The organism is Salipiger abyssi (assembly GCF_017311415.1).
Classification (GTDB): domain Bacteria; phylum Pseudomonadota; class Alphaproteobacteria; order Rhodobacterales; family Rhodobacteraceae; genus Salipiger; species Salipiger abyssi_A.
In genome coordinates, this window is record NZ_JAEKIS010000019.1 from 1 (window position 1) to 16,344 (window position 16,344).

At 64.2% G+C, this 16,344-nt stretch carries 22 protein-coding genes; 11 read left to right on the forward strand and 11 right to left on the reverse strand.

The window, feature by feature from the left end:
* The first annotated feature begins 618 nt into the window (after positions 1-618).
* From rpmC to rpmD, 11 genes are all read left to right on the forward strand, one after another.
* Positions 619-825: a 50S ribosomal protein L29 gene (rpmC, locus tag I6N89_RS20230; protein WP_076696734.1), complete on the forward strand. Its 207-nt coding sequence runs from the start codon at positions 619-621 to the stop codon at positions 823-825.
* Between the two features lie 12 nt (positions 826-837).
* Positions 838-1,068, forward strand: a complete 231-nt coding sequence (gene rpsQ / locus I6N89_RS20235; RefSeq protein WP_008885289.1) for a 30S ribosomal protein S17 — start codon at positions 838-840, stop codon at positions 1,066-1,068.
* A 76-nt stretch (positions 1,069-1,144) separates the two neighbouring features.
* Positions 1,145-1,513, forward strand: coding sequence for a 50S ribosomal protein L14 (rplN, locus tag I6N89_RS20240; protein ID WP_207020244.1), 369 nt, complete (start codon positions 1,145-1,147; stop codon positions 1,511-1,513).
* A gap of 2 nt (positions 1,514-1,515) precedes the next feature.
* Complete coding sequence (gene rplX / locus I6N89_RS20245; RefSeq protein WP_207020245.1) at positions 1,516-1,827, forward strand: 50S ribosomal protein L24; 312 nt, start codon at positions 1,516-1,518, stop codon at positions 1,825-1,827.
* Positions 1,820-2,380, forward strand: a complete 561-nt coding sequence (rplE, locus tag I6N89_RS20250) for a 50S ribosomal protein L5 (RefSeq protein ID WP_207020246.1) — start codon at positions 1,820-1,822, stop codon at positions 2,378-2,380. The genes rplX and rplE overlap by 8 nt, the downstream gene beginning before the upstream one ends.
* A 12-nt stretch (positions 2,381-2,392) precedes the next feature.
* Positions 2,393-2,698, forward strand: coding sequence for a 30S ribosomal protein S14 (gene rpsN / locus I6N89_RS20255; RefSeq protein WP_076696726.1), 306 nt, complete (start codon positions 2,393-2,395; stop codon positions 2,696-2,698).
* A gap of 12 nt (positions 2,699-2,710) precedes the next feature.
* Entirely contained in the window at positions 2,711-3,103 is a 393-nt protein-coding gene (gene rpsH / locus I6N89_RS20260) for a 30S ribosomal protein S8 (protein ID WP_076696724.1), read from the forward strand.
* A gap of 10 nt (positions 3,104-3,113) precedes the next feature.
* Positions 3,114-3,647 carry a 50S ribosomal protein L6 gene (gene rplF / locus I6N89_RS20265; RefSeq protein WP_207020247.1) on the forward strand — a complete coding sequence of 178 codons (534 nt, stop codon included), beginning with the start codon at positions 3,114-3,116 and terminating at the stop codon, positions 3,645-3,647.
* An 11-nt stretch (positions 3,648-3,658) separates the two neighbouring features.
* A complete protein-coding gene (rplR, locus tag I6N89_RS20270) occupies positions 3,659-4,018 on the forward strand; it encodes a 50S ribosomal protein L18 (RefSeq protein ID WP_207020248.1) in 360 nt (119 codons plus the stop codon).
* A 188-nt stretch (positions 4,019-4,206) separates the two neighbouring features.
* Positions 4,207-4,785, forward strand: a complete 579-nt coding sequence (gene rpsE, locus I6N89_RS20275; protein ID WP_076696718.1) for a 30S ribosomal protein S5 — start codon at positions 4,207-4,209, stop codon at positions 4,783-4,785.
* Between the two features lie 5 nt (positions 4,786-4,790).
* Entirely contained in the window at positions 4,791-4,979 is a 189-nt protein-coding gene (gene rpmD, locus I6N89_RS20280) for a 50S ribosomal protein L30 (RefSeq protein WP_007255202.1), read from the forward strand.
* Between the two features lie 208 nt (positions 4,980-5,187).
* Here rpmD and I6N89_RS20285 read toward each other — a convergent pair whose 3' ends face one another.
* The 11 genes from I6N89_RS20285 to I6N89_RS20335 form a co-directional block, all read right to left on the reverse strand.
* Complete coding sequence (locus I6N89_RS20285; RefSeq protein ID WP_328805908.1) at positions 5,188-5,976, reverse strand: amino acid ABC transporter ATP-binding protein; 789 nt, start codon at positions 5,974-5,976, stop codon at positions 5,188-5,190.
* Positions 5,977-5,988: 12 nt separating this feature from the next.
* Positions 5,989-7,305 (reverse strand): amino acid ABC transporter permease, encoded by a 1,317-nt coding sequence (locus I6N89_RS20290; RefSeq protein ID WP_207020249.1) that lies wholly within the window; start codon positions 7,303-7,305, stop codon positions 5,989-5,991.
* Between the two features lies 1 nt (position 7,306).
* Positions 7,307-8,539, reverse strand: coding sequence for an amino acid ABC transporter permease (locus I6N89_RS20295; protein ID WP_207020250.1), 1,233 nt, complete (start codon positions 8,537-8,539; stop codon positions 7,307-7,309).
* 165 nt (positions 8,540-8,704) lie between these two features.
* Positions 8,705-9,724 carry an amino acid ABC transporter substrate-binding protein gene (locus tag I6N89_RS20300; RefSeq protein ID WP_207020251.1) on the reverse strand — a complete coding sequence of 340 codons (1,020 nt, stop codon included), beginning with the start codon at positions 9,722-9,724 and terminating at the stop codon, positions 8,705-8,707.
* 198 nt (positions 9,725-9,922) lie between these two features.
* Positions 9,923-10,636, reverse strand: coding sequence for an ATP12 family chaperone protein (locus I6N89_RS20305; RefSeq protein ID WP_207020252.1), 714 nt, complete (start codon positions 10,634-10,636; stop codon positions 9,923-9,925).
* A complete protein-coding gene (locus I6N89_RS20310; RefSeq protein ID WP_207020253.1) occupies positions 10,633-11,307 on the reverse strand; it encodes an HAD-IA family hydrolase in 675 nt (224 codons plus the stop codon). The genes I6N89_RS20305 and I6N89_RS20310 overlap by 4 nt, the downstream gene beginning before the upstream one ends.
* Before the next feature lies 1 nt (position 11,308).
* Positions 11,309-12,355 carry an RluA family pseudouridine synthase gene (locus I6N89_RS20315; RefSeq protein WP_207020254.1) on the reverse strand — a complete coding sequence of 349 codons (1,047 nt, stop codon included), beginning with the start codon at positions 12,353-12,355 and terminating at the stop codon, positions 11,309-11,311.
* Positions 12,352-12,729, reverse strand: a complete 378-nt coding sequence (gene crcB / locus I6N89_RS20320) for a fluoride efflux transporter CrcB (protein WP_207020255.1) — start codon at positions 12,727-12,729, stop codon at positions 12,352-12,354. Before crcB ends, I6N89_RS20315 begins: the two co-directional genes overlap by 4 nt.
* Before the next feature lie 129 nt (positions 12,730-12,858).
* Entirely contained in the window at positions 12,859-13,593 is a 735-nt protein-coding gene (locus tag I6N89_RS20325) for a type 1 glutamine amidotransferase (RefSeq protein ID WP_328805909.1), read from the reverse strand.
* Positions 13,590-14,558: an amidoligase family protein gene (locus I6N89_RS20330; RefSeq protein WP_207020256.1), complete on the reverse strand. Its 969-nt coding sequence runs from the start codon at positions 14,556-14,558 to the stop codon at positions 13,590-13,592. Before I6N89_RS20330 ends, I6N89_RS20325 begins: the two co-directional genes overlap by 4 nt.
* Positions 14,542-16,332, reverse strand: a complete 1,791-nt coding sequence (locus I6N89_RS20335) for a sensor histidine kinase (protein WP_207020257.1) — start codon at positions 16,330-16,332, stop codon at positions 14,542-14,544. Before I6N89_RS20335 ends, I6N89_RS20330 begins: the two co-directional genes overlap by 17 nt.
* Positions 16,333-16,344: the final 12 nt, after the last annotated feature.

Sequence of the window (16,344 nt, forward strand, 5' to 3'; positions counted from 1 at the left end):
TTCGTGATCAATTCCACCGCTTCCTGCTTGAACTCGCGGCTGAATGCTCTTCTCGTCATGTAGTTTCTCCGGTTTCATAAACACCTTATCTCGGTGTCCACGAAACCGGCAGCAGGCCACATTCCCATAAAGATATCAGAGGATTAGGGCATAGCACCTACGCAGGGTATCGTGCTTCTATGCCCTACTTTGATGAGTTGAAGCTCTTAGGCAGTGTATTCGAAAACACTAAAGACCTTCCGCTACCAGGTGAAGTGGCCGAGCGTGTAGGTGCAGATCCAACACGCGATGCCGAACTCGAGTGGCGCATTCTGTTTAATCAACTTCGTGTATTAGACGACATCTATGATCGTCCATTTCGGACTAGGTATCCGGAGCCCGGACCGATCATACTCCCAGAACCAGTTTTCATCATTGTTGGCGTCAAATTGATACTGAATGCGATGCTGGAGAGGCTCGATATGCCACTCTTACCGAACTCAGGGCGAGACTAAGCTAACCCTTGCCAACGCCCCCCAACCAGCCTATAGAGCCCGCTCATCCACCTCCACCGGGAATCAGGGTGACCCGCATAACGACGGGGCTCTCCGGTGATGTTGCAACAAAGGAGCGACCGACATGGACGCCAAAGAGCTCAGCTCGAAGACCCCGGACCAGCTCCGGGACGAGCTTGTGGCCCTGAAGAAGGAGGCCTTCAACCTCCGCTTCCAGAAAGCCACCGGCCAGATCGAAAACACCGCACGCATCCGTCAGGTGCGCCGCGACGTGGCGCGGGTCAACACCGTGCTCAACCAGAAAGCCGCGGCAGCGGCGTCTGCGGAATAAGGAGTTCCCAATATGCCCAAGCGTATCCTGCAAGGCACCGTGACCTCCACCGCCAACGCCCAGACCGTCACGGTTCAGGTGGTCCGCCGCTTCAAGCACCCCGTGCTGCAGAAGACCATCAAGAAGTCGAAGAAATACCGCGCTCATGACGAGGCGGAAAAATTCGCTGTCGGCGATATGGTCCGCATCATCGAATGCGCGCCCAAGTCGAAAACGAAACGCTGGGAGGTGATCGCGGAGTAATCCACGACACCTTTCGGTTTGATCGAAACCCTGGGGGGTAGACCAAGAACAACCCCCAAAGGTCGGGAGAAACCACATGATCCAGATGCAGACCAATCTGGATGTCGCTGACAATTCCGGTGCCCGGAAAGTTCAGTGCATCAAGGTCCTCGGCGGCTCGCATCGCCGCTATGCATCGGTCGGCGACATCATCGTCGTATCGGTGAAAGAGGCCATTCCGCGCGGTCGCGTGAAGAAGGGTGACGTCCGTAAGGCCGTCGTCGTGCGCACCGCCAAGGAAGTTCGCCGTGAAGACGGCACCACCATTCGCTTCGACCGCAACGCCGCTGTCATCCTGAACAATTCGGGCGAGCCGGTCGGCACCCGTATCTTCGGGCCGGTGGTGCGCGAGCTGCGTGCGAAGAACTTCATGAAGATCATCTCGCTGGCTCCGGAGGTGCTCTGACCATGGCTGCCAAACTGAAAAAGGGCGACAACGTCATCGTTCTCGCCGGCAAGGACAAGGGCAAGACCGGGACCATCGAGTCCGTCAGCCCGAAAACCGGCAAGGCCGTTGTCGGCGGCGTCAACATGGCCGTTCGCCACACCCGCCAGAGCCAGACGTCGCAAGGCGGCCGTCTGCCGCAGGCGATGCCCATCGACCTGAGCAACCTGGCCGTCGTCGATGCAAACGGCAAACCGACCCGCGTTGGCTTCCGCATGGAAGGCGACAAGAAGGTCCGTTTCGCCAAGACCACGGGGGACGTGATCGATGCTTGATACCGCGACCTATACCCCGCGCCTGAAGACGCTGTTCCGCGACAGCATCAAGGCCGCGATGAAGGAAGAGTTCGGCTACAAGAACGAGATGCAGATCCCGCGTCTGGACAAGATCGTTCTGAACATTGGCTGTGGTGCCGAGGCGGTGCGCGATTCCAAGAAGGCCAAATCGGCCGTTGAGGATCTGACCGCCATCGCCGGTCAGAAAGCCGTCACCACGAAAGCCAAGAAGTCGATCGCCGGCTTCCGCGTTCGTGAAGAGATGCCGCTCGGTGCCAAGGTCACGCTCCGCGGTGACCGGATGTATGATTTCCTCGACCGCCTGATCGGTATCGCGATGCCCCGCATCCGCGACTTCCGTGGCGTGAAGCCGTCCTTCGACGGGCGCGGCAACTTTGCCATGGGCGTGAAGGAACACATCGTCTTCCCCGAGATCGAGTTCGACAAGGTCGACGAGGTCTGGGGCATGGACATCATCATCACCACCACCGCCGCAACCGACGCGGAAGCCAAGGCGCTGTTGAAGCATTTCAACATGCCCTTCAACGCCTGAGGAGCGAGACACATGGCCAAGAAATCCATGATCGAACGCGAAAAGAAGCGCCAGGCGCTGGTGGAGAAATACGCCGCCAAGCGCGCTGAGCTCAAAGAGATCGCGACCGACGAATCCAAACCGATGGAAGAGCGCTTCAAGGCTCGCCTGAAGCTGGCGAAGCTGCCGCGCAATTCCTCGCCCACCCGGCTGCACAACCGCTGCCAGCTGACGGGTCGTCCCCATGCTTACTACCGCAAGCTCAAGATCAGCCGGATCGCCCTGCGCGACCTCGGCTCGAACGGCCAGCTTCCCGGTGTGGTCAAGTCGAGCTGGTAAGGAGGGTATGATATGAACGATCCTATCGGCGATATGCTCACCCGGATCCGCAACTCGCAGATGCGCGGCAAGTCCACCGTCACCACGCCGGCCTCCAAGCTGCGTGCCTGGGTGCTCGACGTGCTGGCAGACGAAGGCTACATCCGCGGCTACGAGTCCGGCACCGATTCCAACGGTCACCCGACCCTGGAAATCAGCCTGAAATATTTCGACGGCACCCCCGTCATTCGCGAGCTTCAGCGGGTCTCCAAGCCCGGCCGCCGCGTCTATATGGGTGTCAAGGACATCCCCTCGGTCCGTCAGGGCCTGGGTGTGTCGATTGTCAGCACGCCGAAGGGCGTGATGTCGGACGCAAACGCCCGCGCTGCCAATGTCGGCGGCGAGGTGCTCTGCACGGTATTCTAAGGAGGGACGCATGTCTCGTATTGGGAAAAAGCCGGTTGAGCTGCCCTCGGGTGTTTCCGCATCCGTCAGCGGCCAGACCGTGGAAGTGAAGGGGCCGAAAGGCAGCCAGATCTTCAACGCCACCGACGATGTGACCATTGCGGTCGAAGACAACACCATCACCGTGACGCCGCGCGGCAATTCCAAGCGCGCCCGTCAGCAGTGGGGTATGTCCCGGACCATCGTGGCCAACATGGTTCACGGCGTGTCGAACACCTTCAAGAAAGAGCTCGAGATCCAGGGCGTGGGTTACCGCGCGCAGGTTCAGGGCTCGACCCTGAAGCTGAACCTCGGCTACAGCCACGATGTGAATTTCGACATTCCGCAGGGCATCACGGTCACCACGCCGAAGCCGACGGAAATCATCATCGAGGGCCACAACGCCCAAGAGGTCGGTCAGGTGGCGGCGAATATCCGCGACTGGCGCCGTCCGGAGCCGTACAAAGGCAAGGGTATTCGCTACAAAGGTGAGTACATCTTCGCCAAGGAAGGCAAGAAGAAGTAAGGACGCGAAAAATGGCAAACAGCAAACGGGATCTGTTCCTCAAGCGCCGCCTGCGCGTCCGGAACAAGCTTCGCAAGGTGAACGCCGGCCGCGTGCGGCTGTCGGTTCACCGCTCGAACAAGAACATCAGCGTGCAGCTGATCGACGACGTGCGCGGCGTGACGCTCGCATCCGCCTCCTCGATGGAGAAGGATCTGGGCGTCGTCGGCAAAGGCAATGTGGAGGCGGCCCAGAAGGTCGGCGCTCTGCTGGCCGAGCGCGCAAAGGCGGCTGGCGTGGACGAAGCCTATTTCGACCGTGGCGGCTTTCTGTATCACGGTCGCGTCAAGGCCCTGGCCGACGCCGCGCGTGAGGCGGGCCTGAAGATCTGATCGTGGCGGTGGGCCGATGGCCCACCCTGCGCATCGTTCCGCGGGGCGGCGCTGTCGCCCCGTTTCCTGTAGGCGGAGACGCCTCGATGATCCGGGCCAGCGCAGTGCACGCGGCACCTGGATTGGAGAAAAACCGGTGCAAGACGGCCCTGGCCGATGCGCGCCGACCCTGAACAGAGGAATGCCTGATGGCAGAACGTGATAACCGCCGTGGCAACCGTCGCGACCGCGACGAGACCCCGGAATTCGCCGATCGCCTGGTTGCGATCAACCGCGTGTCCAAGACCGTGAAGGGCGGTAAGCGCTTCGGCTTTGCCGCGCTCGTCGTCGTGGGCGACCAGAAGGGCCGTGTCGGCTTTGGCAAGGGTAAGGCCAAGGAGGTCCCCGAGGCCATCCGCAAGGCCACCGAGCAGGCGAAGCGCAAGATGATCCGCGTGCCGCTGAAAGAAGGCCGCACGCTGCATCACGACATCGAAGGCCGCCACGGCGCGGGCAAGGTCGTCATGCGCACCGCACCGACCGGTACCGGTATCATCGCCGGCGGTCCGATGCGTGCCGTGTTCGAAATGTTGGGTATTCACGACGTGGTCGCCAAATCGACCGGCTCGCAGAACCCTTACAACATGATCCGTGCCACGCTGAATGGCCTGACCCGCGAGCAGTCGCCGCGCAACGTCGCGCAGCGCCGCGGCAAGAAGGTCGCCGATATCCTGCCGAAGCGCGAAGAAGCGTCGGCCGATGCAACCCTCGTGGCCGAGGAGGTCTGAGATCCATGGCTAAGACAATCGTCGTGAAGCAGATCGGCTCGCCGATCCGTCGCCCCGCCATCCAGCGTCAGACGCTGGTGGGCCTGGGCCTGAACAAGATGAACAAGACGCGTGAACTGGAAGACACCCCCGCCGTGCGCGGTATGGTCGCCAAGATCCCGCATCTTGTGGAAATCGTCGAAGAGCGCGGCTGAGCGCGTTTGAAACGGTTAGGGATCGGGCCCGGGAGCATGTGCTTCCGGGCCCTTCTCGTTTGATGCTGTGTGTGGCGGGGCCCAAGATTCTTCGTACGAAGAATCTTGGGTAGCAGAATTTTCTTACGAAAATTCTTGCTGCCGGAGCCGGCCACAAAAAAGACCCGCCCCGGGTGGGGCAGGCCATCTGCTTGCAGGGCAGGGGGCCTCAGTGGCCGAGGATCTGACTCAGGAAGAGCTTGGTGCGCTCGTGCTGCGGGTTGTTGAAGAACTCCTTCGGTTCGTTTTGCTCCACGATCTGGCCCGCGTCCATAAAGATCACCCGGTTCGCCACGGCCTGCGCAAAGCCCATCTCATGCGTCACGCAGATCATGGTCATGCCTTCTTCGGCAAGCGAAACCATCGTGTCGAGCACCTCCTTGATCATCTCCGGGTCGAGCGCCGAGGTCGGCTCGTCGAAGAGCATGATTCTCGGCTTCATGCAGAGCGAGCGGGCGATGGCCACGCGCTGCTGCTGACCGCCCGAGAGCTGACCAGGATATTTGTTGGCCTGCTCGGGGATCTTCACCTTTTCGAGAAAATGCATCGCCGTGGCCTCGGCTTCTTTCTTGGGGATCTTGCGCACCCAGATCGGCGCCAGCGTGCAGTTTTCCAGAATGGTCAGATGCGGGAAGAGGTTGAAATGCTGGAACACCATGCCGACTTCGGAGCGGATCTTGTCGATGTTCTTGAGATCCGATCCCAGCTCGGTGCCGTCGACGATGATCTGTCCGGCCTGATGCTCTTCGAGCCGGTTGATGCAGCGGATCATGGTCGACTTCCCTGAGCCCGAGGGCCCGGCGACGACGATCCGCTCGCCGCGATGCACCGTCAGGTCGATGTCGCGCAACACATGGAAACTGCCGTACCATTTGTTCATCTTGGTGATCTGGATGGCCACCTCGTCGGAGACCGTCATGTGGCTGCGGTCGACGGTCTCGGTCGCTTGTTGTTGCATGATCAGGTCTCCTTAACGATGCTCACGGCGGAGCTTTTTCTCGAGAAACAGGGAATAGCGGCCCATGCTGAAGCAGAACACGAAGAAGCACAGGCCGATAAAGACGAAGAGCTCCCAGTAGATGCCATTCCACTCGGTACTGGCGCGGATCGCGTTAGATAGTCCGATCGGGTCGAGCAGGCCGATGAAGACCACCAGCGTGGTGTCCTTGAAGAGCCCGATGAAGGTGTTGACGATGCCGGGGATCGAGATCTTCAGCGCCTGCGGCAGGATGATCAGCCGCATGCTCTTCCAGTAATCGAGCCCCAGCGCGTCGGCGGCCTCGTATTGGCCCTTGGGCAGCGCCGCGAGCCCGCCACGCACAACCTCGGCGATATAGGCCGAGGAGAACAGCGTCACCATGATGATCACCCGCAGCATGAGGTCGAAATTCGTCCCCGGCGGCAGGAAGTAGTTCAGCAGCAGCGACGCGGTGAAGAGCCAGACGATCAGCGGCACGCCACGGATGACCTCGATAAAGATCACCGAGCATTTGTTGATGATGAAGAGATCCGACTGCCGCCCCAGCGCCAGCACGATGCCCAGCGGCAGCGACAGCACGATGCCCGAGACGCCGATGATCGTGGCCAGCATGAAGCCGCCGATATCGTTGGAGCCGACCGGCTCCAGCCCGATGGGAATTGCCGCCGCGAGCCCGCCGGCCAGCGGACCGGCGACGAAGGCCCAGTAGAGCACCGGCACCACGATGGCGAGGATCAGCCCGCCGAGCGCGCCGATGGCCGGCCCTGCAAAGCGCAGCACCGCCCAGCCCAGCACAAAGCCCAGGGCGACCGCGACGGGCATCCAGGCCGAGCCGCCCCAGATCAACCAGAACAGCACGAAAGGCGCCAAAAGCGAGCCCCAGAGCATCTTGCGCGGCAGCGAGGCAAAGAGCACCGGTGCGATGGCCATGAGGAAGACCACAAAGGCCAGCACCGGCCGCCAGTAGAGTTCGGGCGGGTAGAAGCCGAAGAGCAGCTGGTTCCAGCGCTCTCCGATCACCGCCCAGCAGGCGACCGAGGCACCGGCGCCGTAGATCTCGTCACGGATCTCGCGGCACTGCGCCAGGCTGTCGGCGCTCCAGATCCCCAGCGCCGCCCAGGGCACAACGTGGCTGAGCGCAACCCAGATCACCCAGAGCGAGACGATGGTGAGCAGGACATTGACCCAGGAGGACAGCAGGTTCTCGTGGATCCACTTGTAGGCGCCGGATTGCGAGAGCGGCGGCTCGCGCTGCTCGACCATGCTGTCGCGGACATAGGCGACGGTCTGTGCATGTGTTTCGCTCATGTCACCGCTCCTTCAGCTTCACGGACGAGTTGTAGATGTTCATCGCGCCCGAGATCAGCAGACTCAGCACCAGATAGAACAGCCCCAGCAGCAGCATGCCTTCCAGCTCGCGCCCGGTCTGGTTGATGGTGATGCCGCCCAGGGTCGAGCGGACGTCCATATAGCCCACGGCGATGGCGAGAGAGCTGTTCTTGGTCAGGTTGAGGAACTGCGAGATCAGCGGCGGGATGATCACCCGCATCGCCTGCGGCAGGATCACCAGGTTCATTGTGGTGCCCGGGCGGAGCCCCAGCGCATAGGCGGCCTCTGTCTGGCCTTTGGAGACGGCGAGAATGCCGCCGCGCACGATCTCGGCGATGAAGGCGCCGGTATAGAGCGACAGCGCCAGCCAGAGCGCGATGAGCGAGTTGCGCAGGTGGATGCCGCCGCCGAAATTGAAGCCCTGAAGCGAAGGAATGTCCCAGAAGGCGCCCATCAGCACCATGAGGATGGCGGTGGGGATCACCAGCAGGCCGAGAATGAAATACCAGGTGGTCGGGCGGACGCCGGTGGCCTCCTGCTTTTCGGTGGCCCAGTGCCGCAGCCGCTGGATGCCGAAGATCGACGCGCCCAGCACGATCAGTACCAGCAGCCAGTTGAAGAACCCGTTGGTGAAGAGAGGGGTGCCGAAATGGATCGCGGGAATATAGACGCCGCGGTTGGTGATCGCGATCACGTCGAAGAGCATCGTGGAATCCGGATCTTCTCCACGGAATGCGCTGGGGGCCGGGGTGCTCTCGGTCATCAGCGCAAAGATCAGCACGATCCAGAGCAGCAGCGGCACGTTGCGGAAGCCTTCGACATAGACCGCCATGAGCCGCGAGACGAGCCAGTTGCTGGACAGGCGCAGCACCCCGGCGATCACGCCCAGGACGGTGGCGAGAGCACAGCCCAGAAAGGCCACCAGCACGGTGTTGATGATGCCGACAAGTGCCGCGCGCCCATGCGTGCTCTGACTGTTATATTCGATCAGCCTTTGGTTGATGTCGTAGCCGGAGGGCTGGCTCAGAAAGCCGAAATCGAAATCCTTGCCCAGATTCTGAAGGTTGTGGATCGTGTTCGAGACGAGCCAGGAGAACAACAGCATCAGCAGAATCATGGCTACGACCTGGATGGTCATAGAGCGATAGCGTGTGTCGTAGATAAGCTGCGACAGCCGGAAGCCTTGCCCCGGCGGGTCCGTCATCGTCGTCATTTTCTTCTCCCCGGCGGCTTCCGTTCTTCCTGGGCGCCGTGCCGGTTGATCCGGCCTCCTGCCCCTCTTCGGAAACTCGTATTGGTCTTTGATTTGTCGTTGTTATGGGTCTTTAGGTGGAAAGGGCGCGGGGTGTTACCCCCGCGCCCCCGTTTGCGGTTCCGATCAGCGGAACGGCGGGCTGTACATCAGGCCGCCCTCGGTCCACTGCGCGTTCAGGCCGCGCGACAGGCCAATCGGGGTGTTTTCGCCGATGTTCTTCTCGAAGATCTCGCCGTAGTTGCCGTTGGCCATGATGGCTTTCTGAGCCCAGTCGGCTTCCAGGCCGATCATCGAGCCCAGTTCGCCCTCGGTGCCCAGCAGGCGGTTGATTTCCGGATTGTTGCCCGGCGCGGCCGACAGCTCGCCGATATTGGCCGAGGTCACGCCGTATTCTTCGGCGGCGATCAGGGCGTTCAGGGTCCAGCGCACGATGTCGCCCCACTCGTTGTCACCGTGACGGACCAGCGGGCCCAGCGGCTCTTTCGAGATGATTTCCGGCAGGATGACGTGATCGCCGGGCGCCTCGAAGGAGGCGCGGGTGGCGGCGAGGCCCGAGGCGTCGGTGGTGTAGACGTCGCAAGCGCCGGCCAGATACTGCTGCTGCGCTTCGGCGTTGGTTTCGATCGGCACCGGCTCGTAGCTGATGTTGTTCACGCGGAAGAAGTCCGCGAGGTTCAGCTCGGTGGTGGTGCCGGTCTGGATGCAGACGGTGGCGCCGTCGAGTTCCTTGGCCGAGCTTACACCCAGCTCTTTCGGAATCATGAAGCCTTGGCCGTCATAGTAGTTCACACCGACGAACTCGAACTTGAGGTCGTTGTCGCGAGAGAAGGTCCATGTGGTGTTGCGGGCCAGCATGTCGATTTCACCGGAGGCGAGCGCGGTAAAGCGCGTCTGGCCGGTGGTCGGGACGAACTCGACAGCCATCGGATCGCCGAGAACGGCCGCGGCAACGGCACGGCAGACCGCCACGTCAAAGCCTTGCCAAACGCCGTTTGCGTCGGGGGCCGAGAAACCGGTCAGGCCGGTGGACACGCCGCAGTTCAGGTTGCCACGCGCCTTGACGTCGTCGAGAGTCGCCGCACTGGCCGCACCTGCTGCCAGACCGGCAACCGTGAGTGCGCCAAGGATTACGGTTTTCTTCATGTTAACCTCTTCCTGTTGTCCGGCCCCTCATGAGCCGGTTCCGTGGCCCGAAGGCCGTGAATACCGATGAGTGGGTGCTCCCCCCCTCTGGTGCCCGCGAGTTTGTTCGGAAACGTTCTGGGAGGTCAAGCCACCCGTCCGGTAAAAACGTCCCGCGATGCCGGGATATTGTGCAATGAAATTCGACGCGAGACCCGATTAAGCGGCTCGACACAGGGCAAAAAAGCGATGCGCGTGAAGAAATGCCGCACGTTTGTGCGCTGCCATTTCCCGGGCCTCCTCATCGACGCCCCAGAGCTCTTCCTGCCAGCTTTCGTCAAGCCGGGAGAGCGCCCAGAGATCTTCGGGATCGTGCTCGGTGCCGGTGGCGGCGAATCCCAGGATCAGCGAGCCGCTCAGCGACACCAGGTCATGAAACGCCGCCAGTTCGAACGGATCGAGCAGATGCGCGCGCGCGGCCAGTGTCTCCAGCGCGCCGGCGTCCTGCGCCTCATGCATCAGCCCGGTGCGGGGCTCCAGCCGCGCTCCCAGCGCCGTCTCGGCCCAGTCGAGCATCGGATCCCAGCGCTCGGCCTGGCGCTGCACCAGCGCCTCGGGTTCTTCGGCGCGGTAGCACAGCAGATCGGCGTCACCGTACTCCGCCAGCATCTGCGCCACCGCCTCCCGCTGCGGCGCGACCTTTTCGATGGCGCTGTTGGCAGTGCGGGTGAAGGGCATCGCGCCGGGGTCGATCTTTTCCTCCTGCGCCTGCCATTCCGCCGCGATCTCCTCGGCCAGCGCCCTGGTCGGCACCACCAGCGGCGATTTGCCCGGGGTCATCACCCGACGCCCGTCGAGAAACACGCCGAACCCGCCTTCGGCGGGCGCGGCGGTTGCGTCCGTATAGAACCTGCGGGGGGCCCATTCGCTCATGCGCTCTGCTCCCAGATCTGTGCCAGCAGGCCGGGCAGGGCGCGGATGTCTTCGATCACCAGATGCGCGTCCTTCAGCCGTGCGGCGTCGTGATATCCCCAGCTGACGCCCACCGCGAGCATCCCCGCCGCGCGCGCCATCTGCATGTCGTAGCTGGTATCGCCGATCATCACCGCGCGCTTTGCCGGCACGCCGGTCTCCGACAGCGCCGCTTCGAGCATCGCCGGGTGCGGTTTCGACGGGTGATCGTCGCCGCATTGTTGGGTCACGAAGAGCGGGCGCAAATCGTGCCCGTCGAGCAGCGCGTCGAGCCCGCGGCGCGATTTGCCGGTGGCGATGCCCAGAAGCGTCTCGTCCTCCGCGTGGAGCTGATCGAGCACGCTGCGCACATGCGGGAAGAGCGGCGAGCTCTGCGGCGTGCCCTTCTCGCTGCGCAGACCGAAATAGCGCTGCTTGTAGGCGGCGATCATGCTCTCGTGCTGCGCCTTGGCGGCGGGCGCCAGCTCCATCAGCGCGATGGGCAGCGCCAGCCCGACCTGCGACAGCACCGCCTCGCGGTCGGGCACCGGCAGGCCGGCGCTTTCGAAGGCGGCAGTCATCGAGGCCATGATATCGGCCTGGCTGTCCACCAGCGTGCCGTCGACATCGAAGATCACAAGACGCAGATCCATGTCAGTGCAGCTCCTCGAACGGGTCGTCGGCGGCGATATCCTCGGCCCAGCCCAGCGTCTCCCAGCTATGGGCCATATGCTCGGGCAGGGGGGCGGTGACGGTGACGGGCTTCCTGGTCACCGGATGTTCGAAGCTGATCGAGCGGGCATGCAGGTGCAGCTTTTTTGAGATCACCCCGCCTAGCTGCGCGCCCCAGCCGTCGCCGAGATTTTCCTGCCCCGAGCCGCCATATTTGCCGTCGCCGATGATCGGGTGGCCGATCTCGGCCATATGCGCGCGCAGCTGGTGGGTGCGTCCGGTGATCGGCTCCAGCGCCACCCAGGAGGCGCGGCCGGCGACGCGGTAGAGCGTGGCGTAAAGCGTATGCGCCCGCTGCGCGCCGGGGGTCGTGTTCATGTCGCGCGGGTGCACGCAGATCATCTTTTCGCCCTCGCCATGGCGCCCGTGTCCCGGAGCTTTGACCAGCCCGTAACGGATCTCGCCCAGATAGGGGGTGGGCACGCCGGCGACGAGCGCCCAGTAGATCTTGCGCGTGCGGCGGTGGCGGATCGCAGCGGTGAGCGCCTGTGCCATCTCGCGGGTGCGCGCCAGCAGCAGCACGCCCGAGGTATCCTTGTCGAGCCGGTGCACGAGGCGCGGCTTTTCGTCGAAGCCGAATCTCAGCGCCTCGGCGAGCCCGTCCACATGGCGCGTCTGCTTGCTGCCGCCCTGGCTCGGCAGGCCCGGCGGCTTGTTCAGCGCGATGATATGGTCGTCCTTCCAGAGCACGCAGGACTGGATGAGCTTGGCGTCGGCCTCCGAGACCTTGGGCTTCGGCGCGGCAGCGGGTTTCTCTCCGGGCTCCGGCAGCGGCGGGATGCGCACCTGCTGGCCGGTCGCGAGCCGGGTCGAGGCCTTGGCGCGGGCGCCGTCGATGCGCAGCTCGCCCTTGCGGCACATCTTTTCGATGCGCCCCTGCTGGAGATGCGGGAAGAGCCGCTTGAGCCAGCGGTCGAGGCGCTGGTCGCCATCCCCCGGCCCGACGGTGATGGTCTGTACGCCGCTCATGCGAAGACGCTCCTTGCGGCCATGAGCCCGGCGAAGAGCGCCGCGAGCGAGACCAGCACAGAGGCGGCCACGTATCCCAGAGCCAGCGCCACCTCGCCGCGCTCGTAGAGCGTGGCGAAATCCAGCGAGAAGGAAGAGAAAGTGGTGAAGCCGCCGAGAAAACCGATGGTGAGGAAGGGGGCGAAACGCGTGGCCGAGAAATTCGCCAGCACCACGACCAGAACCCCCATCAGGAAGGAGCCGAGGATGTTCACGGTGAGCGTTCCCCAGGGAAAGCTCCGCCCCATCAGCGCGGTCATCCCGACGCCGGTGAGATAGCGCGACGACGCGCCCAATGCGCCCCCAAGGGCGACCTGAAGAAGGGTGAAGCTCATCCCGGCGATGTGTCGCGTGGGGGGCGGCTTGTCAAGCGCGCGCGCGATTATCAGGCCCGCGTGGCCCTCCAGCGCGCCGTAGGGTGGGCAATTTGCCCACCGTCGGCCCACGTCCCGCCGGGCTCCCTGCTAGTTCCAGAGCGCCGCGCTGGCCTGCTCTGCCTCTGCCTCGGCGGCGGGAAGCTGCGCGGCATTCTCACGCCCGGCGCGGGCCGCCGCCACCAGCGAGCGGAACAGACGGCGGTGGGCGCGGCGATAGATCAGATGTTCCGGATGCCACTGCACCCCCAGCGCGAACGGGTCGCTCATGCGCTCTATGGCCTGCACCATGCCGCCCTCATCGCGCGCGGCCACCTGCAAACCATCGCCGAGCCGGTCCACCGCCTGGCTGTGCAGCGCGTTGACATAGAGACATTCCGCCCGCGCAGAGTGCGCCAGCAGCGTGCCGCTGCCGATCGAGACCTTCTTGCGCGGCAGGATCGTGCGGATATTGCGCGAATCGTAGACCCGGTAGGCATCCTGATGCAGCGTGCCGCCCAGCACGATATTGAGCATCTGTGAGCCACGGCAGATCCCCAGGATCGGCAATTGCCGCTCGAAGGCGCCGCGCAGCACGTCCTGTTCCAGCTTGTCGCGCGCCGGGTCGAGTCGCACGCCGACGCGCAGCTCGCCGCCGTAAAGCGTCGGCGCGATGTCGTCGCCGCCGCCGATCACCACCCCGTCTACCGCGTCGAGATCGACCTTGCGATAGCCCGTCTGCCAGCGCAGCGCCCGCCCGCCCGCGAGCCGGATCGCCAGCGCCATCAGCGGAAACACCCGCCAGCCCGAGCGGCGCGATACCGTGACCCCGATCACCGGCCTCACAGCCCCGCCTCCAGCAGCAGTTCCTGCACCTTCCACGCCCAGTCCGGGCGGATCGTCGTCATCGAGGCGCGGTGCGCGCGCCAGGCGGCTTTGAGCCGCTCCAGCAGGGCGGCATTCTCCGCCACCCGCTCGACCAGCACCCAGCGGTTCCACTCCCTGGCCAGCGACCAGTTCGGCTCATCGATGCGGCAGTCGGGCAGCCGCCAGTGATAGGTGGGCCGGGCCGAGATTTGCTCCATATCCATCACCCGCGCCACCCGCGTGCGGTCGATCTGCGCAAACAGGCAGAGCATATCGAGCCCGTGATTGCGCGACGGCGCATGCTCCAGATAGGTGTCGATCAGCGCTGCCATGGTGGCCGGCGCCCCGGGCGCCGCCAGCCGGTCGATCAGCGCGCGCGGATAGGGATCGACCCAGGGCAGCAGCCGGCGCGACATGTCGATCCCGGCGATACGGCGCAGGTGGTCCTCGACCAGCGCGTAAGCGGTCAGCACCGGCGCGATATCGTCGAAAGTCAGCGACACCGCCTCGGGGTTGAAATGCACGCCAAAGCCCAGAAGCACTCCGCCACTGGTGCCCGTCGCGCCGGCTTCGGCCAGCCGGTCTAGCGCTGTGTCGAGCTGGGTGATCTGCGCGATCTCCAGCGGCTTGGAGACGATCTCCACCGGCACCACGTTGCGCGCCAGATCGCGCAGCTGCCGGCCCAGCCCCTCGTATTCCAGCTTCAGCAGCGGGCGGCTGTCGAGATAGATCTCGAAATCGCCGAGCGCGCTGTCGATCACCTGCCATTGTCCCGGCAGCTTTTCGCGCGCCTGCCCGCCCAGGCTGCCGCTCAGCAGCGCCGCCACCCGCGCCTCGGTGAGCCCGGACAGTTCGATCTCGACACCGACATGCCGCGCGCGCCCGTCAGCCGTGTGCGGGCGCGGCAGCGGCAGGACCGGCGGCGGATCAGAAATCGCGGACATTGGGCACCCCGGTCGGCACGGTTTCGTCCGGTTCGAAATCCTTCAGCGCAAACGCCACCCGGACTCGGTAAGTCCCGCCCTCGAGCCCCTGCTCCAGCGTGCCGCCGAGCTGCATGGCAAAGGCCTGGATCAGACGTGAGCCCAGCCCGGCGGGCTCGATATCCATATCGGCCTCTTCCCCGGCGCGCGCCGGACCTTCCGGGGCGGCGGTGTTGGTGATCTCGAGCAGGGCGCCGGCCTCTTCGTCGCGCACAAAGCGGACAAAGACTCTGGCCTCGCGCGCACCCTCAGGCGGGGCGGCGTATTTCATCGCATTGGTCAGCGCCTCAGCGGTGAGCAGCGACACCGGCACCGCCTGATCGGGCACCGCCTCGATCGGATCCAGTTCCGTTTCAACCTTCACCGGACGCCCGCTGATTTCGGTCATCTGCGCCATCTGCTGCACCAGATCGCCAAGCAGCTGGCCGGCATCCACATGGCCGAGATCGTCGGTCTGATAGAGATTGCGGTGGATCGTCGCCAGGCTGCGGATGCGGTCCTGCAAGCGGTGCAGAACCATGCGCGTCTCGGCGGCCCGCGCCTGACGGATCTGCATGTTCATGATCGAGGAAATGAGCTGGAGGTTGTTTTTTACCCGGTGATGCACTTCCTTGAGCAGGATGGTCTTTTCACGCAGGGCGTTTTCCTGCTGCGCCTCGTCGCGCAGGATGCCCTCGGCCATGTCGAGGAAATCGTCCTCCATCTCGGCCAGCTCCGCCGGCATTTCGCCGCGCACGCGCAGGTCGGCGATGCGGCGGGTTCGGGCAAAGGTGCGCATGCGCCGCGACAGGCGTTTGACGTGGCGGATCACCAGCCGGTTCACGGCGAGGAACGCCACGATCACCGAGGCCGCCCACATCAGCAGCGGCAGCGCCTTGGCGATGCCGCTGACGGTGATCGCCTGCGCCTCGGCGTTGTCGCGGCTCCAGATCCCCAGCGCATGGACCATGCCGGGGACCAGCGGGGCCGCCGCGTAGACACGGGTTTTGCCGTCGGCGCTGCGTGCTGCAAAGCTCTGTGCACGCGCGCCGACGAGGCTGGCGAGATCGAGATCGGCGGGCAGGAGCCTCGCGGCGTTGTCCACGCCTTCGCGCGAGGACAGGATTTCGCCGTGCTCGTTGATCGTCACCAATTCCTCGAAGTCGTTGGGAACGTCGAGCTTCTGTCCTTGAGGTAGCAGCGAGGAGGGCACCGAGAGCAACACATGGCCTGCCAGAGTTTCGCCGGTGTAGTAGGGTTCGGCAACGACGATGACGGAGCGCTTGCTGATCGGTGCCGACCGGTTGAGCCAGGCCGCGGCGCCGGGCGAGTCGAGCAGGGCCTGAAGCCGAGGAGATGTCCGGCTGTCGAGCCCGGGGCCGGCAGAGGAACAGGGGATCCCGCCATCGGCAGTCATCAGCGCGGCAAAGGAATAGCCGGGCGATGCGGCCAGATAGGAGGAGAGACGCAGGGAACATTCCTCGTCATCGTCGAGATCGCCGAGCTCCTGGCCCAGCGTTGCCCCCAGCGCCTGCGCCACGCCCTGCGCGCGCAACACCGCTTCGCGCTCGCCCACCGCGGCGGCCTCGGTCAGCGCCACAAGCGAAAGCTGCGAACGCAGCCGTGTTTCCTGCTGGAGCTTCGACGTCTGAAAATACGCGACGACCCCGATCGGTACCAGAGCCAGCGTCAGAAAGAGGATCATGCGCGCCGCAAGGCCCATGGGCCGCAGGCGCGGGCTGTCCGCGTGATTCATAGCGTTCCGTTC